Source organism: Mesorhizobium sp. ESP-6-4 (assembly GCF_020164735.1).
GTDB lineage: Bacteria > Pseudomonadota > Alphaproteobacteria > Rhizobiales > Rhizobiaceae > Mesorhizobium.
The window spans coordinates 66,567-86,109 of the sequence record NZ_JAIUGS010000012.1; the positions used below are offsets into that span (position 1 = coordinate 66,567).

The 19,543-nt window shown below is 63.7% G+C and carries 18 protein-coding genes; 6 read left to right on the forward strand and 12 right to left on the reverse strand.

Features of this window, described 5'->3' with window-relative positions; translation table 11 throughout:
* Positions 1-2: 2 nt before the first annotated feature.
* Both LB523_RS20575 and LB523_RS20580 read right to left on the reverse strand, forming a co-directional pair.
* On the reverse strand, positions 3-428 hold the full coding sequence (locus LB523_RS20575; RefSeq protein WP_040991330.1) for a MucR family transcriptional regulator: 426 nt from the start codon (positions 426-428) through the stop codon (positions 3-5).
* Positions 429-846: 418 nt separating this feature from the next.
* Positions 847-1,191 (reverse strand): SH3 domain-containing protein, encoded by a 345-nt coding sequence (locus LB523_RS20580; protein WP_224606435.1) that lies wholly within the window; start codon positions 1,189-1,191, stop codon positions 847-849.
* A 131-nt stretch (positions 1,192-1,322) separates the two neighbouring features.
* On the opposite strand from LB523_RS20580, the gene LB523_RS20585 reads away from it, so the two are divergent.
* Positions 1,323-3,434: a S9 family peptidase gene (locus tag LB523_RS20585; RefSeq protein WP_224606437.1), complete on the forward strand. Its 2,112-nt coding sequence runs from the start codon at positions 1,323-1,325 to the stop codon at positions 3,432-3,434.
* 102 nt (positions 3,435-3,536) lie between these two features.
* Positions 3,537-3,926, forward strand: coding sequence for an SET domain-containing protein (locus LB523_RS20590; protein ID WP_095766869.1), 390 nt, complete (start codon positions 3,537-3,539; stop codon positions 3,924-3,926).
* An 81-nt stretch (positions 3,927-4,007) separates the two neighbouring features.
* Here the strand turns inward: LB523_RS20590 and LB523_RS20595 are convergent, their stop codons facing one another.
* From LB523_RS20595 to LB523_RS20605, 3 genes are all read right to left on the reverse strand, one after another.
* On the reverse strand, positions 4,008-6,608 hold the full coding sequence (locus LB523_RS20595; RefSeq protein WP_224606439.1) for an AMP-binding protein: 2,601 nt from the start codon (positions 6,606-6,608) through the stop codon (positions 4,008-4,010).
* A gap of 137 nt (positions 6,609-6,745) precedes the next feature.
* Positions 6,746-7,690 (reverse strand): cytochrome c, encoded by a 945-nt coding sequence (locus LB523_RS20600; protein WP_224606520.1) that lies wholly within the window; start codon positions 7,688-7,690, stop codon positions 6,746-6,748.
* A 10-nt stretch (positions 7,691-7,700) separates the two neighbouring features.
* Positions 7,701-8,135, reverse strand: coding sequence for a c-type cytochrome (locus LB523_RS20605; protein ID WP_224606441.1), 435 nt, complete (start codon positions 8,133-8,135; stop codon positions 7,701-7,703).
* Here LB523_RS20605 and LB523_RS20610 point away from each other — a divergent pair.
* Positions 8,119-8,349 carry a hypothetical protein gene (locus LB523_RS20610; RefSeq protein ID WP_224606443.1) on the forward strand — a complete coding sequence of 77 codons (231 nt, stop codon included), beginning with the start codon at positions 8,119-8,121 and terminating at the stop codon, positions 8,347-8,349. The genes LB523_RS20605 and LB523_RS20610 overlap by 17 nt on opposite strands.
* On the opposite strand, the gene LB523_RS20615 is transcribed toward LB523_RS20610, so the two are convergent.
* Positions 8,328-8,930: a superoxide dismutase gene (locus tag LB523_RS20615; RefSeq protein WP_095766866.1), complete on the reverse strand. Its 603-nt coding sequence runs from the start codon at positions 8,928-8,930 to the stop codon at positions 8,328-8,330. The two genes, LB523_RS20610 and LB523_RS20615, sit on opposite strands and share 22 nt — an antisense overlap.
* 211 nt (positions 8,931-9,141) lie before the next feature.
* On the reverse strand, positions 9,142-10,020 hold the full coding sequence (locus LB523_RS20620; RefSeq protein WP_224606445.1) for a branched-chain amino acid aminotransferase: 879 nt from the start codon (positions 10,018-10,020) through the stop codon (positions 9,142-9,144).
* Between the two features lie 151 nt (positions 10,021-10,171).
* Here LB523_RS20620 and LB523_RS20625 point away from each other — a divergent pair, with 151 nt between their 5' ends.
* From LB523_RS20625 to LB523_RS20635, 3 genes are all read left to right on the forward strand, one after another.
* A complete protein-coding gene (locus LB523_RS20625) occupies positions 10,172-10,837 on the forward strand; it encodes a haloacid dehalogenase type II (RefSeq protein WP_095766865.1) in 666 nt (221 codons plus the stop codon).
* Positions 10,838-11,008: 171 nt separating this feature from the next.
* Positions 11,009-11,830, forward strand: coding sequence for a L,D-transpeptidase (locus LB523_RS20630; protein WP_095766864.1), 822 nt, complete (start codon positions 11,009-11,011; stop codon positions 11,828-11,830).
* 189 nt (positions 11,831-12,019) lie between these two features.
* Entirely contained in the window at positions 12,020-12,643 is a 624-nt protein-coding gene (locus tag LB523_RS20635; protein WP_224606447.1) for an FMN-binding negative transcriptional regulator, read from the forward strand.
* 49 nt (positions 12,644-12,692) lie between these two features.
* On the opposite strand, the gene LB523_RS20640 is transcribed toward LB523_RS20635, so the two are convergent.
* From LB523_RS20640 to LB523_RS20660, 5 genes are read right to left on the reverse strand one after another with little or no spacing between them, the layout of a single operon-like run.
* Positions 12,693-13,169: a DUF4189 domain-containing protein gene (locus LB523_RS20640; protein ID WP_095766862.1), complete on the reverse strand. Its 477-nt coding sequence runs from the start codon at positions 13,167-13,169 to the stop codon at positions 12,693-12,695.
* Between the two features lie 49 nt (positions 13,170-13,218).
* Positions 13,219-13,938: a hypothetical protein gene (locus LB523_RS20645; protein ID WP_224606449.1), complete on the reverse strand. Its 720-nt coding sequence runs from the start codon at positions 13,936-13,938 to the stop codon at positions 13,219-13,221.
* 12 nt (positions 13,939-13,950) lie between these two features.
* The gene (locus tag LB523_RS20650; RefSeq protein WP_224606452.1) at positions 13,951-14,523 is read right to left on the reverse strand and encodes an invasion associated locus B family protein; all 573 of its coding nucleotides are present in this window, start codon (positions 14,521-14,523) and stop codon (positions 13,951-13,953) included.
* A gap of 8 nt (positions 14,524-14,531) precedes the next feature.
* The gene (locus tag LB523_RS20655; protein ID WP_224606455.1) at positions 14,532-19,010 is read right to left on the reverse strand and encodes a YadA-like family protein; all 4,479 of its coding nucleotides are present in this window, start codon (positions 19,008-19,010) and stop codon (positions 14,532-14,534) included.
* A complete protein-coding gene (locus tag LB523_RS20660; protein WP_224606458.1) occupies positions 19,007-19,462 on the reverse strand; it encodes a hypothetical protein in 456 nt (151 codons plus the stop codon). Before LB523_RS20660 ends, LB523_RS20655 begins: the two co-directional genes overlap by 4 nt.
* Positions 19,463-19,543: the final 81 nt, after the last annotated feature.

Consider the following 19,543-nt stretch of genomic DNA (forward strand, 5'->3'; position numbering starts at 1 on the left):
TATCAACGGCCCTTGCGCTTGCGGCCCAGACCCATCTTCTTGGCGAGCTGCGAGCGGGCGGCAGCATAATTTGGGGCGACCATCGGATAGTTGGCGTCCAGGCCCCACTTCTCACGATACTCTTCCGGCGTGAGATTGTAGTGGGTCATCAGATGCCGCTTCAGCGACTTGAACTTCTTGCCGTCCTCGAGACAGACGATGTAGTCGTCATGGACCGAGCGCTTCGGATTGACGGCCGGCTTCTGCTTCTCAGCCGACGGCTGCTCCGACGAGCCACCGACGCGGCCCAACGCGGCATGGACGTCGGCGATAAGGTTCGGCAGTTCCCCAACCGGCACCGGATTGTTGCTGACATAGGCGGCGACGACATCGGCGGTCAGCTCGATCAGCGCGTCACCGTTTTTCGAAGGTGTTTCGACGATTTCCATAGTGCTAAGGCCCCAACGAGAGTTGTTTCTAAAACTGCGCCCTTTTTTATGGATCGGGCATCGCGCGGATTTCGTTCAGGAAAGGCTCTGAGATTCGCGTCGGTTATCTTAATGACGCCGCATTGAAAGTAAGTCAATTCGCATATTGACTTATATTGGTCGATATTCATCAACTATTGCCGATTCAGCTTCAAAAATTCGTGCGCCGTGTAACTTCGCGAGATTTTTCTGGTCAGACCAGCATGGCATGACGTTGCGTCATCCGCATGTTAGACATCCGATCGCCACTCGACACCACGTTCAATGCTTGGCTAATGCTTGGGTGCCCTTTCGCCTGCACAACGAATCCTGCGGCACAGCGAAGCGCAAGGATACCGCCTTGGCGGCTGGACCCGACAAGGCGACGCGACGGGATTCATCAGTAAGGCGCGATGTATTTGCCGTAGACCCAGCCGGTGACGAAATGACCATTCTGCGCCGGATCGTGCCAGATCTCGCACCAGCGATAGCGGATCGCCTGGCGCTGCTTCCATTGTGGCTGCCGGCCGATATCGAGCAGGTTTACACCTCCGGTGCAGCGGCCGGTCATCTGCAGCACGGTGCCGTTCGGATAGGCGGCCTGTTTCTGCGATGTATTGGACGGATATTTTCGAGCATTGAGCGTATCACCGAACGGCACGCCCGCCACTTGCCAGGCGGCAAAGACGGTTGCATGAGACTGGCTGGAAAAAGCCAGACCTGCCGCTACGACGGCAACTGACATTGCGGTAGAAACACAGGATTTCATCTTTCCCCCTTCGACTTAGCTTCTGTACCACCTTGAACCGCGCCCGTTGAACCGCCGCTGAGCGGCGTGTTCATTCGTCATTCAAGCAAATTCCGCAGCGAGACGTAATGACCAGAGCTTCCGCCTTGACTTCCGCCTTCCCGGCCGCCAGCCCGCCGACCCCTGAGAAACACCCGGTTTCGGACACGCATCACGGCATCACCCGCAGCGACGACTATGCCTGGATGCGGGCCGACAACTGGCAGGCCGTGTTCCGCGACCCTTCCCTGCTCGACGGCCGCATCCGCGCCCATCTCAATGCCGAGAACGCCTATCAGGCCGCGCTCATGGCCGGCACCGCGGACCTGCGCGCCAGGCTGTTTGCCGAGATGAAGGGGCGCATCAAGGAGGATGACTCGACGGTGCCCATGAAGGACGGCCGCTATGCCTACGGATCGTCGTTCCGGCAGGGCGGCGAGCAGCCGCGCTATTTCCGCACGCCGCGCGACGGCGGCACTGAGGAGATCCTGCTCGACGGCGACGCGGAAGCCGAGGGCAAGCCCTATTTCCGGCTTGGCGGCGTCGACCATTCGGCCGACCACGGGAAGCTGCTGTGGGGCTTCGACGACAAGGGTTCGGAGTTCTTCACGCTGCGCGTGCGCGATCTTGCGAGCGGCAAAGAACTTGCCGACCAGATCCCGGATACGGGCGGCGGCGGGGTCTGGGACGCCGGCGACGGCGGCTTCTTCTATACTCGTCTCGACGACAACCATCGTCCGTCGAAAGTGTTCTTCCACGCGCTGGGCGACAGGTCTGAAAACGACCGGTTGATCTATGAGGAGACCGATCCGGGCTTCTTCATGGATGTCGGCGGCACGCGCGCCAACGACTGGATCATGATCGGCATCAACGATCATGAAACGTCGGAATACCGCCTGCTGCCCGCCAATGATCCAACCGCAGAGCCGAAGCTTGTGGCGGTGCGCGAGACCGGCCTGCAATACGATCTGGAAGAAGGCGGCGACGTCTTCTTCGTCCTCACCAATGCCGACGGCGCCAAGGACTTCAAGATCATGACCGCGCCGGTCGACAATCCCGGGCGCGCCAACTGGCAGGAACTGGTGCCGCACGAGCCCGGCCGGCTGATCCTGTCGGTGCTCGGCTTCAAGCATCACATGGTCCGGCTCGAGCGCAAGGAAGGCCTGCCGCGCATCGTCGTGCGCGAGCGCGCCAGCGGCGAGGAGCATTTCATCTCTTTCGACGAGGAAGCTTTTTCGCTCGGTCTCTCCGGCTCCTACGAATACGACACCGAAGTGATGCGCTTCACCTATTCGTCGATGACGACGCCGGCGCAGGTGTTCGACTACAACATGCGCAGCCGCGAACGCGTGCTTTTGAAGACGCAGGAAGTGCCCTCCGGCCACGATCCTGCGCACTATGTCACGCGCCGGCTGATGGCGCCCGCCGCCGATGGCGAGCTGGTGCCGATCTCGCTGCTATATCATCGCGACACGCCCCTCGACGGCTCGGCGCCCTGCCTGCTTTACGGCTACGGCTCCTATGGCATCACCGTTCCTTCCGCCTTCAATACCAATTGCCTGTCGCTGGTCGACCGCGGCTTTGTCTATGCCATCGCGCATGTGCGCGGCGGCAAGGACAAGGGGTACGGTTGGTACGAGGACGGCAAGCGGGCAAGGAAGATGAACACCTTCACCGATTTCATCGCCTGCGCCCGCCATCTCGTTTCCGAGCGCTACACACAGCACGACCGCATCGTGGCGCAGGGAGGCTCCGCCGGCGGCATGCTGATGGGGGCGATCGCCAACTTGGCCCCGGAAAGCTTCGGCGGCATCGTCGCCGAGGTGCCGTTCGTAGACGTGCTCACCACCATGCTCGACGCCAGCTTGCCGCTGACGCCGCCGGAATGGCCGGAATGGGGCAATCCGATCGCGTCCGCCGCCGACTACCAGACGATCGCGGCCTATTCGCCCTATGACAATGTGGCGGCGCTCGACTACCCGCCGATCCTGGCGCTGGCGGGCCTGACCGATCCGCGCGTCACCTATTGGGAGCCGGCGAAATGGGTGGCGCGGCTTCGCGAACGCAAGGCAGGCGGCAACCCGGTCCTGTTCAAGATTAACATGGAGTCCGGCCATGCCGGCGCTTCGGGTCGCTTCTCGCGGCTAGAGGAGATCGCCTATATTTACGCCTTTGCCTTGAAAGTGACAGGCAAGGCCTGATTTTCTACTCGCAATCGCACGGCTCGCGCGCTAGGCAATGCGCCGTCGTTTTCGGTTGTGGCCATTTCGGGGCCGCGTCCAGATACATTCGCAAGGTTCGCTATGCTGCTCGTCGACGTCTATCTCGACAAATCGCCCATCCAGGGCATCGGCGTCTTCGCCAAACACCGCATTGCGCGGGGCACATTGATCTGGAAGCTCGATCCAAGGTTCGATCGACGCATTCCCGTGGAGACCTATGAGGGCGAATCCGGCCCGGTGAAGTCCTATCTCGACCGCTATTCCTATCCGGACCGGCGCGATCCCAACTTCATCGTCTTCGAGGCGGACGACGCCCGCTATATGAACCACGCAGACGACCCGAACTGCGATATCTCCTCTCCGGAAGAGGCCTATGCGTTGCGCGACATCGCGCCCGGCGAGGAACTGACCTGCGACTACAACCACTTTTTCGAGAACGGCTTCGACTTCCTGGGCGACCGCCACCCGTAGAGCATGATGCCGAAAAGTGTGGAGCGGTTTTCGGACGACGTCATGCTCCATCACTTTGATTTAGAGCGGCACGAGCGTGGATCAGGCGGAGAGCAATTCCGGCTGGCGTCCCAGGGCCAATCTGCCACGCAGGTTTCGGATGCCTGCCAAGGCCTTGCCGGAAACGATGCCTAAGGCAATGCCACCGACGATCGCGAGCAGCTGGAAGATCGGAACCGGCAGCTTGCCCGCGGCGGGCGCCATCAATATTTCCGGGACGAAACGGTGGAAAAGGTAGATCGGAAACGCCGCGACAGCGACCTGGGCAACCAGCCGCCCTATCCCGGCCGGCAGGCGAACGCGCGGCAGGTAAAGAAGGACCAAAAGCGCCGCGAAGATCATCAGATATTTGACCGTCGTCCCGAACCAGACCGACTCCCAGAAGGCCAAATAACCCAGCACAGCGGCGGCAAGCGCGGTCAGAGTCAGCTTTCTCGCCGGAGTGTCGGCGAAACAGGCACACCAACCGAATACGGCCAAATGGAAAACCCAATAGGTCGTGAATATCTGGCGGTTGCCTAAGTCGACGAGCGATGGGGACGAAAAGCGCGCGACAGCGGCAACCCCCAAAAGGCCGAGCGAGAAAACGAAGGGGTGAGCCCGGGCAAGCTTGCGGACTGCAGGAATGGCAAAGATTAGAGCGAAGAGCAGTAGCGTCTGCGAATAGGCCTCGATGAACCAGTAAAGGTACGGAATCATCTCGTGACGCTCCGGTTCGGCATAGCCGAAATTCCCAGTAAGCGTCATCGAAGCCCAGGGGATCGTCCGCCAGGCTGCAGCGTAAGCGGCGACAATGAGAAAATACGGGATCAGGACGTCGATCGCTGGTTTGAGCGCGTGCCCAATTCGACCGGCAAGGAAATGGGCCGACTGGAAACGAGCAAGGCTGTAGCCGGCCAGCAGCATCATGACGCCGGAGCCGCCGGGGATGGGCCACAGCGTTTCGTGATGCACGACCACCAGCAGGATCCCGATAACCCTCAGCACTAAATCGGTCGGCATCTCGCTTGCGTGCCGGTGTTCGGGAAGTCCCGCCGCCTGGCGGTTTGCCAGCTCGGCAATGCTCAAGCGTTCCCATCCGTCCGGCAGGTTCATGCCGAGACGCTCGAGTTCCAGAGCCAATTGCAGGAATCGAAGGGAGTCCCCGCCAAGAGAGACAAAGCTGTCATTGCGGCCGACCGCGAGGGGATAGAATACGCGGGCGTAGGCACCGAGCAGGCCACCCCGCCCACAGCGGATTTCCGTCCGCCCTTCCAACATCTCCTGCTGGAGGCAGGCATAATCGATCTTGCCAGAGGCAAGTCTGGGAAAATCCTCGCGCGTCGCAACCCGAACCAGATTGGCTGGCAGGTGGCTGATCTCGGCAAGAATGCGCCGTGCTCTCCCGGTAGGGTCGGCGCCTATCACGTAGGCCTGCAATCCCCGATCGTCGCCAACCACCGCGGCGGCAATGCCGGCGCGCTCCAGCGCCTGCTCTATCGTATCGAAGCCGATCCTGAGGCCTGCGATCTTGGCGAAGCGGCTTCTGCGCCCGACGATGCGGAAGAAACCATGTTGGTCCCGTACGGCAATGTCGCCAGTGTTCAGGGTCTCGAGCTCTGCGCCGCGCGCGAGGTCGAGGCGCCGCGTGCCGTAACCCATCATTACGTTCGGACCGCGATAGACGAGCTCTCCGGGAATGCCTGGTTGGCTGATCGGCTCGCCTGCAGCGTCGACGATACCGAGGCTGCCGCCCGGAATCGCCACGCCGATCCGATCCTCCTTGTCGGAAAGGCTCTCCGGCGGCACGAAAGCCATGCGTGCCGTCGCCTCGGTCTGGCCATACATGACGAAGAAGCGGCCGCCCCTGGCGACCATGTGGTTCCGATAAAGGCGGATGAGGTCCGGGCCAAGCGCTCCGCCCGCCACCGTCATCATGCGCAACGCCTTGAGCTCAGCGTCGCGGAAACGCACCCGTTCCAGAAGCTCGTAAGAATACGGGACACCAGACAGATTCGTGCAGCCGCCGTGGTCTATCGTGCTGACGAAGTCGCTGTCCATGACTGACATGCCGGTGAAGAGGACGCTAGCGCCCGCAATCAGATGCGAATTGAGGACCGACAGCCCATAGGAATAGTGGAGAGGCAGCACGAGAGCGGCCCGGTCGAAGGAAGAGAGCTCGAGATAGGCCGCGATCGAGCGCGCATTGGATTCGAGATTGCCGTAGGAAAGCCTGACCGCCTTGGCAGCGCCCGAGCTGCCGGATGTCATCAGCAGCAGCGCGAGATCGGGATGCAGCGGCTCCGCATCTCCAGCGGATCGAGCTTCCTCAACGAGACGCCAGCGGCCGTCAATTGGCCTGTAGGTGAAATCCGGCTGGAAGGCTGCCTGGAAATTGTCCCAAAGCCTATTGTCGCACGGCGGCAGCATGGCCGCTGCGTGCCCAGCCTGCAGGGCTCCGATATAGGCGGCGACTGCGTGCTCGGAAGCTTCCGCCGCAATCGCCACGAGCCGCTTTTGTGTTTGTCCCAACTGCGACGCGAAGTCTAGCGCAAGACCGCCGAGTTCCCTGTAGGACAGCATGCGTCCGCCGGCGAGGACAAGCGCCACGCGCTGCTCGTCATGGGTGAATTCGGAAACAAGGTCGATGGAGGGCGTGGGCAAGCTTCGGTCCTCGGGGAATTGGCCCGAAGCGCCTATAATACATGAGTATTCAAGTCAACTAATTCGCCACCGATTGGGCAAACCAAATCGCTTTACGCCATCATGTATGGTCGCGGGTTTGACGTCGCGTGCGCAGGTTAACTCGCCGGCTTGCGCGCCGGATAGCCGTTGGGGTGCGGCGGGACGGCCTTGAGGTAGGCGGCAATCGCCGCGCGGTCGTCGGCGGTCAGTTGCGCGATGTTGCGCTGCACGTCGACCATGGAGCCGCCGACCGAATCGAAATCGGGTGTGAAGCCGGTTTCGAGGTAATTGGCGATGTCGGCCTCGGACCAGTCCTTGGTGCCGCCCTGCGGGGTGATATTGGGCACAACGCCCGAGCCTTCGGCGGCCACGGCGCCCGCCAGCCACTCGGCCTTCTTGACGCCGCCGGCGAAATCGCGCGGCGTGTGGCATTCGCCGCAATGGCCCGGACCCTCGACCAGGTAGCGGCCGGCGAGAACCTTGTCCGGCGCGCCCTCTGGCAGCGCGATCACCGGTTCGGGGCTGAGATAGACAAGCTTCCAGAGGCCAATGCCGCGACGGATGGTGAAGGGGAAGGAAAGCCTGTGATCCGGCGCCTTGCCGGCAATCGCCGGCAGCGTCTTCATGAAGGCGTAGAGATCGGCGATGTCGGCCGGCTTCATGCGCGCGTAGGAGGCATAGGGAAAGGCCGGATAGAAATGCTCGCCGGAAGGAGAGACGCCTTTCAGCATGGCATTGGCGAAGTCCGCCTCGCTCCAGGCGCCGATGCCGTCCTTCCGGTCCTGCGAGATGTTGGGTGGGACGAAGGTGCCGAACGGCGTCTTGAGTTCCAGACCGCCGACGAGCTCGAGGCGGACGTCGCCCTGGGCGCCAGGTCTGGCGTGGCAGGAGGTGCAGCCCCCGGCGTAGAAGATCCGCTTTCCCCTGGCGGCGTCGCCAGGGCCAAGGTCAGCGACGGTGCCGGCGTCCAGCCTGACCGGCGCCGACAGAACCCAGCTGGCGCCAGCCGCGGCGGCGCCAAGCACGATGACGGCGCCGACAAGCTTCTTCAGCCAGGCCATCGTCAAGCGATCAGCTCTTCTTGATCCGGTAGGTCTGATGGCAGGTGCCGCAATCGCCGCCCAGCGTGTTGAGCTGCGCCTTCAGCGCGTCGACATCGGCCGGCGGCGAAGCGACCGCGGCCTTGGTATCGGCCAGGAACTTGTCCTCGGCCGCCTTGAAGCCCGCCATGTCTTCCCAGATCTTCGGCGCGGCCGTGGTGTCGCCCTTGTCGGAGCCGGCAGGGAACAGCGTGTCGACATCGAACTTCTCTGCATTGGCTTGCAGTGCCTTCAGCGCGTCCAGCACGGCGGCGGCATCGAAAGGCGTCTCGCCCTTGACCACCTTCGAGATCTGCCCGGCGAGCTTGCCGCGTTCCTTCATCAGGGCCTGGCGACCCTGGATCGGGTCGGCATAGGCCGAGCCGGCAAAGGCAAGCATAGAGATGGCGATGACAAGCTTTCTCATTCAATTGGCTCCGTGGATGAAGAGAGTTCGCTGGCGCAATTCCGGACGGAAAACCGTTCAACACTTTTCCTGGAACTGCTCTGACGTTAACGGGCGTGATGGCGGGATTATTCCCCGGCGCCGCGACGATTTTGCCGGGTTTCTCCTGAAAAAGAAAAGCCCCGGCGAACCGGGGCTTTTCGTCAAAATCACTCAGGCTTTGGCCTTCTCGTAAAGCTCCAGGACGTAGTCCCAGTTGATCAGGCTGTCGACAAAGGCCTCGAGGTATTTCGGCCGCGCGTTGCGGTAGTCGATGTAATAGGAGTGCTCCCATACGTCGACGCCGAGGATCGGCGAGCCGCCATGGACCAGCGGGTTCTCGCCGTTCGGGGTCTTGGAGATTTCCAGCTTGCCGTTCTTGACCGAGACCCAGGCCCAGCCGGAGCCGAACTGGGTGGTGCCGGCGGCGATGAAATCCGCCTTGAACTTGTCGTAGCCGCCGAGGTCGCTGTCGAAGGCCTTCTGCAGCGCGCCCGGTAGCTTGTTGCCGCCGCCACCCTTCTTCATCCATTTCCAGAAATGGATGTGGTTATAGTGCTGGGCGGCGTTGTTGAAGAGCCCGGCATTCTTGCCGAAGGACTGCTTCACGGCCTCTTCGACCGACAAGTCGCCCATTCCGGCCTCGGCCGCCAGCTTGTTGCCGTTGTCGACATAGGCCTTGTGGTGCTTGTCGTGGTGATACTCCAGCGTCTCCTTCGACATGTAAGGCTGCAAGGCCTCGTAGTCATAGGGCAAGGCGGGCAACTCAAAAGCCATGGATGGTACTCCCTCGAGGAAAAAAGTCCGGTGATATTACCGGGCTAAGATAGGTCTGGAATGGATCGGGGCAACTCCGGAATGGAGCGCCGAGCGACTTTTTAGAGCAATTCCAGGAAAAGTGCGAAGCGGTTTTCCGTGCGGAATTGCGCAAAACAGGAAGATGGAGCGTGTCGCCGTTTCCCTGGAAACGGTGAAACGCTCCAGCGGGTCAGGCGGCGGACGTCGAATGCGCCCATTCCCAATAGAGCTCGCGCGCCTTCTTGGCCACCGGACCGGGCTGCAGATCGCGGTTTTCGATGCGCGTGACGGGCACCACTTTCGAGTGGTTGCCGGTCGAGAATATCTCGTCGGCTTCGAGGAAATCGCGGACCGACAGCGTCTTCTCGGTGGTCCTGAAACCGTAGTCGCCGAGCAGGCTAATGGTGCGCGAGCGGGTGATGCCCGACAGAAACGTGCCGTTCGGGGCCGGAGTCATCACATGACCGTCCTTGACCAGGAAGATGTTAGAGGTCCCGGTCTCGGCGACATTGCCCAGCATGTCGAGCACCAAAGCGTTGTCGAAGCCGCGGTTCTTGGCCTCCAGAATGGCACGGCCATTGTTGGGGTAGAGGCAGCCGGCCTTGGCGTTGGTGGGCATGGTCTCGATGGTCGGGCGCCGGAACGGCGAGACGCCGATCGAAAAGCCGGATGGCGGGATCATCGGCGATTCATAGAGGCAGAGGCAGAACCGGGTCGAGGCCGGGTCGGCCGGCACGCCCATATAGCCGCCATGCTCGGCCCAATACATCGGCCTTACATATACCGCCGTCTTGCCGTCGAATTTCTTCAAACCGTCCCAAGTCAGGCCGACGATCTCTTCCGTCGTCATCGAAGGCTTCAGGCCAAGCGCGATCGCGGAGGCGTTGACGCGAGCGGAGTGCAGCTCGAGATCGGGCGCGACGCCCTCGAACCAGCGGCCGCCGTCAAAGACGCTGGTGCCGAGCCACATGGCGTGGCTGCGCGGCCCGAGAATGGCGACGTTGCCCTCGTACCAGTCGCCGTCCACATAGGTCCAAGTCGCGGTTTGCGCCGCCGCCGCCAGTGTCATGGTCGCCGTCCAATTGAGTGATTTCAGTCCGCCATAGGACGATGCTTTGACGGTTGGCGTCAATTGACATCGGGAAAAATCGTTGGGGCCAGAGGCACTTGGCCGCAATCAATGCTTGCGCGGCAAGCCTGCGCGCCGCAAAACTTGAGACATGCATCATGCTGCCTATGTCTTCGACGCCTATGGCACGTTGTTCGACGTGCATGCCGCCGTGCGCCGTCATGCCGGCGAGATCGGCCCGGACGGCCAGCTTCTCTCCGAAATCTGGCGCGCCAAGCAGCTCGAATATTCCTGGGTGCGGACATTGATGGGGGGTGCGTACGCCGACTTCTGGCAACTGACCGAGCAGGCGCTGGATTTCGCTTTGTGCAAAGTGCCCTCGGCCGATCCGGCGCTGCGGACGAAATTGCTCGAAGCTTATTGGCGGCTCGATTGCTACCCCGAGGTGCCTGCCGTGCTGAAGGCGCTCAAAGCGTCGGGCGCGAAGCTTGCGATCCTCTCCAACGGCTCGCCGGAAATGCTCGACGCGGCGGTCAAATCCGCGGCGCTCGATCAGATCCTCGACGACGTGTTTTCGGTCGACCAGGTCAAACGCTTCAAGACCGACCCGTCGGTGTACGACATGGTGGTCACCGGCTGGCGGCTTTACCCCGGCGCGGTCTCGTTCCAGTCGTCGAACCGCTGGGACATCGCCGGCGCGACGAGATTCGGTTTTCGCACGGTCTGGATCAACCGGACCAACCAGCCGGACGAGTATCGCGACCTCCCGCCGGGGCTGATCTTGCCTTCGCTCGAAGGTCTCCTGGCGGAGGTCTGACGCCGCTGTTGCTGCAGGGCAACAGCTGTGGCGCGGTCACAGCTTCGCCTTTTTCTGTCCACCCTCAGGCCAGAATTGGAACCGCCTATCGCCGCCGACTGTTATGAATGCCGCCGCGACGTGCCCGCGGGTTCATGCTTTCTTGCGAATTAAGACCTAGAAAAGGCAACCATGTCAGACGCTTCCTTCCGCATCAGCCGCCGTGGCTTCCTCAATTTCACAGCCCTCGGCGCTGCCTCGGCCGCCGTGTCCGCCTGCACCACCACCGGTCCTGCACCAGCCCCCGTCCAGCCGCCGCCGCCCGCCTATGTCGAGCCGCCGCTCGGCGATTACGAGACGATGTATGGCGCGATGTCGGACAATGGCTTCGACCTGCCGGCCATCCCGGTCAACAAGATCGATCACAGATTCTTGCGCCAGATCGTCCCCGATCCGACCGGACAGCGTCCGGGCACCATCGTCGTCGATACCACCGGCCACTTCCTCTATCTGGTGCGCGAGGGCGGCCAGGCGATCCGCTACGGCGTCGGCCTCGGCCGCGCCGGCTTCGAATGGTCGGGCGACGCGGTCGTGCAGTGGAAGCAGAAATGGCCGAAATGGACGCCGCCGGACGAGATGGTGGCCCGCCAGCCGGAACTGACGCAATTCAGCGCCAAGAATGGCGGCATGCCAGGCGGCCTGAAGAACCCGCTCGGGGCGCGCGCGCTCTATCTCTTCCAGGGCAATCAGGACACGCTCTACCGCTTGCACGGCTCGCCCGAATGGTGGTCGATCGGCAAGTCGGTGTCGTCGGGCTGCGTGCGTCTGATCAACCAGGACATCATCGACCTCTACGACCGCGTGCCGACCAAGACGCCGGTCATCGTGACGGCCAATATCGGCGCGCCTGAAGAGGACATGCCGGAGCGCAAGGCGATCCCGATCGACAATGGCGTGCCGACGGGCTCGATCCTGCTCGGCCCGGTGAAGCGGCTCACCAACGAGATTTTCTGACCCTGCGCCTAGGCCAGCGGTGCTTGGCCAAATATAGCCAGCACCGCCACCGGGGCTGCGGTGAAATCGATCATCCCGGCAGCCCGGATCGGCACGCCATGCCGTGCGGCTGGACCATACAAACTTTCAACGGCGGATGTTCTAAGCTGGCCGGACTTCAGGCATTTTATGCTGCAAGGAGTTTTCGCCATGTACATCCCGCCTGCCTTCCGCGACGACGATCAAGAGAGCCTAATGGCTACGATCCGTGCGGCGCGTCTGGCGACGCTGATCACCGCCACGGCGGAAGGTCCGTTGGCGACGCCGTTGCCGCTTTTGCTCGACGAGAACGAGGGTGAGCATGGGGTGATCTACGGGCACGTCGCAAAGGCAAACCCGCACTGGCGCGTGCCGCCGCTGGGCGACGGCCTGGCGATCTTCATGGGGCCGGACGCCTATGTGACGCCGGCCTGGTACCAGACCAAGCGGGAGACCGGGAAGGTCGTCCCGACCTGGAACTATGTCGCCGTCCACGCCCATGGGCCGATCGAATTCTTCGAGGACGCCGACAGGCTGCTCGAGGTCGTGACCCGCCTGACCAACCTGCATGAAGGCGAGCGCGCCGCGCCCTGGGCGGTGCCGGACGCGCCGGCGGATTTCATCCAATCGCAGCTGAAGGGCATTGTCGGCCTGCGCATGCCGATCACAAAGCTCGAAGGCAAGCGCAAGATGAGCCAGAACCGCAACGCCGCCGATCGCGCCGGTGTCGTGTCCGGCCTCTCATCCAGCGACCGGCCTTCAGACCGCGAGGTCGCGCCACTCATTCCAGTGTGAACGGCGCGATATCGGCCAACCGCCTTGGCTGCTTGAGTTCCGCAGCAAGTCAGGTGCAGACCCACTCGCGGATCTTGCACTCCTTGCTCTCGCCTCCGCACTGGGCTGTCGCCTTCTCCTCGGCTTCGCGGCGGGTCGCGGCTGATGCTGCACTCCAGAACGGCGTCGCCTCGCCACGGCTCTTGCCTACCGAAAGCGCCGCGCAGTGCTCATAGGGAAAGCCGGTGCCGTCATCATCGTCCCAATGGCGATGGTTGCGGAACACCTCGACCACCCGGCAGCCCTTGCCATCTGCATTCTCGCAATGCTTGAGCGCAATGTCTTCCGCTTCTTGCCGCTTGTCGGCGCCCCAGAAAAAGCCGTGACGGCCGTCGCCCGGCGAGTAGGCGATCGCGCCCCAGATGCCCTTTTCCTCGCCGGTCTGCGCCGGCGGTGACGGGGCGATCAGGTCAGCCGCGTTGCTCGCAATCGTAAGCCCGGCGAGCGCCGCAAGCAGCGGGATCGAAAGGCGGGGATTGATCAGCATCTTCGTGCTCCAGTTGCAGCTATTCAGCAATCGACTGTCATGCCCGGCTCTAGCCGCCCATGCGCGCGACCGAGACGACGATGCAAGTGTTGCCGGTTGGGACCAGCAGCGCCTGGCCGGCATTGTCGGCCAGGTTGAAAAGCATCGTGTTCGAAAGATTGTCCGCCAACAGGCTGCCCTTCGGGAGCGTTCCGGCGACTTCCTGGCAAGAGCGCGGGAATGGCGCCACGCGCATGAAGCCACCCTCGCAGCTCTGGCCGACAGGCGAGGCGAAAACGACGCCCGCGGCCTGCGTCTTGTAGTCCGGCAGGTTGTAGCTCATCCCGGCGACGGCCTGCACGGCATGGGTGTCGGGTGAGGTTTTGTCCCATTGCGTCTGGATCGCATAGGTCGACCCGGCAGTCAGAGCCTGCCCCATCGCGGCAAAGAGATTGGCGCAGGTGCGGACACCTGCCTGCGCGACATGCGCCTGAAACGGATTCTTGTTTGCCGAGGCGTCGGCCGGCGCGGGCACGGCTTCGGCCGGCTTGCCCTGGATGGGCGCCTGCGCCTGCGCGGAGGCCGTGCCGGCGACGAATGTCCCAAGCGCGGGATAGAGACGGAACGACAGGACCACCGCCGCCGCGACCAAGACCGCGAACGCGCCGAGCAGCGCCGTGTTTCGCGCCAGGCGCCAGCCTGGCGAACGCTGTGGCGGCGGACTTGCCGGCGGCTCCGGCAGCGCGACCGGCTGCGTCAGGATTCTGTCCTCGATGGATTGGCGTGTCATCTCGAAGTCTTTCTAGTTGATGGCCGACAGCGCGGTCTTGAGTCCCTTGAACGGGGCATCAAGGTTGACGGTCGCCCCCGACGGCAGGGAATAGGAAACCTGGACCGTGGTCTCTTTGCCGATCTGCTCGCGAAGCACCGGGCCAACGGGCACATAGCCGACGCAAACCGACGCATCGCAACCCTGCAGTTGAACGTCGACCGGCTGTTTGCGGCCGGCAAGTCTCAGCGAAAGCTTGCTGGCCTTACCTGCCGCGCTTGGAGTCCGCAATATCATGAAGGGTTTGCCTTTCTCGTCGGCCGCGAGCGACCAGCTGAAGACCAACGCCTGGCTTTGATCGATGAAAGACTGGCCGATGTTGCAGACCTTCTTCCTGGCCTGCAGGTTCTCGTCGCAAATCAGCGTCCAGTTCTCGAACGGACGGGTGGTGCGCTGATAGTCGCCAAGCTTCACGCCCGCGGGCACCGCGACGTCGGAAGGTTTTATCCGATAGGCAGGCTGGGCCGCCTGCTGCCCGGCCGCGTGCGCGCCGGACAGAAGGAGGCAAGTCCCGGATATCACGGCAAGGGCCGTCTGCCTGGTCATCAATGGACTCAGTTCAGGGTAAAGCTGACGCCCGCGCCGACACCCCAGTGCCCGCCGGCCGTCGTACCCGAAACGTTTGCTCTCGCCCGGCCGTCCTCGCTGGTGTAACCGGCGCCGAACGCCACGGCGCCTTCGCCGCGCCAGTAGCCGCCGCCGGCCGCCACGCTCAACTTGCCCGGACGGTCGTCGTAGCGCAGCGAGGCGGCCGCAAGGCCGATCGCGGCGGCCTGACGCGCCTCGCCCCGAGCCTCGCCCATATCCATGTTGAGCTGGCTGAGCTTGGAGTCGGTGTAGGCATTGGCTTGCTGCAGCGTGGTGGCCGCCACCTGGTTGGTGTAGGCCTTGGAGTTGTCGAACGTTGTCGCCAGCCCGTTATTGAACTGTAGGACGTTGACCGCGTCGGTGTCGGCGGTACCGGCACCGACATTGTGGATGACGACGGGCGCATTCACGTCGCCACCGACGAGCGTCAGCGAATTGGACTTGGTGCCGTCCGGGTTCTTGTCATACTGGACGGCGAACTCATTCAGATTGCCGACACTTCCCTGCACTGCTTCGACAGCCTGGTTGGTCGCGTAGAGCTGGCTGCCGTTGATGGCGTCGGTGGAGGAGGCACTGATCCGCCCCGCCGCCACATTGGTGACGGTGCGCTCGTTGCCGACGCTGCCGACGCTAACCGTGCTCGTCGGAGCGGTTCCGGCGAAGGTGTAGTTGACGCCGTTGATTGTCGTGCCGGTGGTGGCGACTGCCGCGGCGGTCGTCGAGCCGGCGCCGAGCGCGACGCTGCCCGGCTCATTGGCCGTGGCGCCGGCGCCGAGCGCCATGGACTGGGCGCCGTTGGCGGTCGAGTTGGTGCCAAAGGCGATGCTGTCAGCCTGGTTGGAGGTCGCGTTCTGGCCGATCGCGATACCGCCCGGCGCCGTCTGTTGGACGATGGCGCCGTTGCCCATGCCGATACCGTTGTCGCCGTTGACGGTGGTGCGCGGACCGATCGCGACTGACTCGGCGCCGACCGCCAGCGAGTCCGGGGCGGACGAATTGGCGTGGAAGTACATGGTCCCCGTCACCGCGAAGGAGCTCAGCGCGCCCTTCAACTGGCGGAGCGTGACCGCGTCTTGGTCCTGAGTGCCGTCGGCCACGTTGATGATCTGGCGATAAGCGGTGGAGGTTCCCACCGAGACGGCGCCGAGCAGGGTCATGTCCGCGGTGTTGTAGGGAATGAGGCCGGTGCCGGAGAGGATCGATCCCGACACGGGCGCGACCGCGCGATCCGAGACCGAGCCGGAGCCAAGCGCCACGCCGTCGGCGATGGTGACCGCTGTGCCGCGGCCGAGAGCCAGCGAATTGGCGGCGGATGCGGTCGCCTGATAGCCGAGCGCCGAGGAGCCAACCCCTTGCGCGAAGGCGTCGGTAATCGGCAGCGTGGTGTCGTTGGTGCGCACGTAGCGGATGCCGTCGCCATTGGCGTCCGTGTATGCAGTCGAGGTGTCGCCGGCAAAATTGTTGATCGTGTTGCCGAGCGTGGTGATGTCGGCGGTGTTGGCGGCGATATCGGTCGTATTCTGCGTCACCTGCTGGTTGGTCGCGAAGAGCTGCGAGCCGTTGACCGCATCGGTCGAGGAGTTGCTCAACTGCCCGGCCGCGACGTTCTGGATCTGGCGCTCCGCGCCCACCGAACCGACCGAGAACGCGCCGGCCGGGGTTCCGCCGGCGAAGGTGTAGTTGACGCCGCCGATCGTCGTGCCGCCGACATTGGTCGTGGTTCCGGAAACCGAATTCAGGCCGATCGCCACGTCGCCGGCATTGTTGGCGACGGCATTCGGGCCAATCGCGACCGAATCCGTCCCCAGAGCCTGGGAATCGGCAAGCGTCGAATTGGCGTGGAAATATTTGATGCCGCCGCCGGTGTTGATGTTGTTGATCGTGTTGCCGAGAGTGGTGATGTCGGCGGTGTTGGCGGCGATGTCGGTAGTGTTCTGCGTCACCTGCTGGTTAGTGGCGAAGAGCTGCGAGCCATTGACCGCGTCGGTCGAGGAGTTGCTCAACCGCCCGGCCGCGACGTTCTGGATCTGGCGCTCCGCGCCCACCGAGCCGACCGAGAATGCGCCCGCCGGGGTTCCCCCGGCGAAGGCGTAGTTCACACCGCCGATCGTCGTGCCGCCGACCACGGTCGTGGTGCCGGATACCGAGTTCAGGCCGATTGCCACGTCGCCGGCGTTGTTGGCCACGGCATTGGGGCCAATCGCGACCGAATCCGTCCCCAGAGCCTGGGAGTCGGGCAGCGTCGAATTGGCGTGGAAATACTTGATGCCGGCACCGGTGTTGATGTTGGTGATCGTATTCCCGATGTTGGCGATATCGGTCGTGTTCTGCGTCACCTGCTGATTGGTGGCGAAAAGCTGCGAACCGTTGATGGCGTCGGTCGAGGCGTTGCTGAGCCGGCCCGCGGCGAGATTGGTGAGGGTCCGCTCCGCGCCTGGAGCGCCGATGCTGACGGTCGAGGTCGGCGTCGTGCCGGCGAAGGCGTAGGTCGTGGTGCCGATCGTCGTGCCGCTGGTGCCGACTGCTGCGGCGGTTACCGAGCCGGAGCCGAGCGCCACGTCGCCGGAGCTTGCCGCCGCAGTAGCGCCGTCGCCCAGGGCGACATTGCCGGCGAGACCGGCGGCGCCCGCGGTAGAGCCGTTGCCCAGCGCCACGGAGCCTTGCCCGATCGCCTTGTTGCTGTTGCCGATGGCAACGGCGCCGTTGGCCATATTGGCGGCGGTAGCGGTCGCCGTGCCGTCGCTGTTGGCGATGTTATTGGCGCCGCCGGTGAAGGCGCCGGTACCGCTGGCGTAGCTCGGATCGCCGATGGCCACCGCGCCGTCGCCATAGGCGGTGTTGCCGGCGCCGATGGCCACGGCCTTGCCGCCATCGGTAGTCGCGCCCGTTCCGATGGCGATGGAGTCGGCGGAGAGCGCAGCGGACTGCAGACCGACCGCGACGGCGTTGGCTGCAGTCGCCTGGCTCTCGCGTCCCATCGCAAGGGCGTCGCCCGCAGATGCCGTCACGTCCGTGCCGATGCCGATGGCGTTGTCTCCACTGGCGCTCGTTGCAAAAGTGCTCGAGCCGACATAGACGGCGCCTATCCCGGACGCCCTCGTCCCTGCGCCGAGAGAGATGGAGTTCACGGCGCTGCTTTGGGCGCCGCGGCCGAGCGCGGTACTGTTGAGTCCAGTGGCGCGGGTGTCACGTCCGACGGCGGTGGAATTGTCGGCGCTGGCTACGGTCCCGATGCCGAGTGCCACGGACTGTGCGCCAGCCGCGTTGGCGCTCACGCCGGCAGCAAGCGAATTGTCTCCCGTCGCATTCGCTCCGGACCCAAACGAGGACGCGTTTTGGCCGCTGGCAACGGCGGTGTTGCCAACCGCCGTGCTGGCGGAGCCGCTCGCAATTGAAGTAGCACCCATGGCCGTGGCGAAAGCGCCCGAAGAGAGCGAATTGGTGCCGATCGCGATGCTGTTGGGCAGGGCCGTATTGGCCTGAACGCCCGCCTGCGCTCCCAAGCCGAGCGCGATAGACTGGTTGCCCCAGGCGCTGGCTGTGTTGCCCATAGCCGTGGCGCTCGTTCCCGTTGCCTTGGTCAGGATGCCTATGGCAACGGTGTTTTGCTGAGACGCCGTCACATCGGTGCCAAGAGCGATGGCGCCCTGCGCAGTAGCGCCCGCTCCCGCAAGAGTGCGCCCGCCGATATTGATGGAGTTGATCTGTGTAGCGACCGACTGGAAGCCGATCGCGATGGCATTCTGGTTGCTTGCGGTGGCGGAAGTACCTTGAGCAAAGGCATCTATTCCCGACGCAACAGATGAATTGCCAATCGCGGTACTGCGCAGCCCGGTGGCTTGGGTCCCCCAGCCCCCGGCGAAGGAGGTGGCGCCGCTGGCCAAGGAACTGACGCCGACGGCTGTGGCGTTGCCACCCGAAGCAACGGAGAAGGTTCCCAGGGCGCTGGCGCCTGCGGCGGTTGCACTGGAGCTGACGCCGATCGCTACCGTATTGACGTTGTTCGAAATTGTGCCGGAGCCCAGCGCCACCGCGCCGCCGGGGCCGGTGGCCGACGCGGTTCGGCCGATAGCGACAGAGTATTGCGCTGTCGATTGAGCCTGGAAGCCGAGCGCTATGGCCCAGTTGAGGCTGGCGGTTGAGCCATTTCCGATCGCTATGGTCTCGGGAGCGGTCGCGGACCCGCCGCCAGCGGCATATTGCGCTTGCGCCGGCGCCGCCAACAGGAACAAAGCGGCGGCCGATGCAATATACCCAAGGCTTGCGCCGACGCCGAGCTTGCCGAGCCCACGTCCCTTGCCTCGCATGCCGAGCACGCGATGCGCGTTGCGCAGCGTCGCCATCAGGCGGCGGCGCAGCGAACGGCTCTCGGGAGCGCCGGAGACCCAGTTTCCAGCAAATCGGGCCGACCCGCGCCGAGCGATACGTTCTTGCCTGAAGTTCATTGCGAGAATGCCTCCTTTGGTGGGTCGCGCTCGATAACGGCAGGTTCCGCCGACCCTGCCGCCAAAGCGTGTCTGCTCGAAAATGGGACGATCACATCGGCGCCGCGCGCGAGCAGCGCGTGGCCCTGTTTTTCCCCGATCGCCTCGACGCGATCGAGCGTGTTTTCAAGCCAGGCGTCACCCGCCTCGGGCACAGCCTGAAGCGCCGCGGCAACCCGCTCGGTTGGGATCAGCCGCTCGAGATAGGACCGCACCGCCGCCAGATGGACGGCAGGTGCGTCATGCGCGTGAACGACGGTCGTGAGGCCGTAGAGATAATGGGCCAGCAGCATGTCCTGCTTGGCCAGGGGCACGCCATCTCCATAGCGCTTCTCAAGCGTCCTCGATGCCGACTCCAGCCAGTAACCGATCTCCTCGGAAAGGCTCCGGCGAACCGCCGTGTCGTCGCTCATGTCCCCTCGGCCAGCTTAGAATCCGAATACCGGATTTGCTGCAGAAAGACAGGTTTTCCGGGGCTCGTATTCCAACAAATT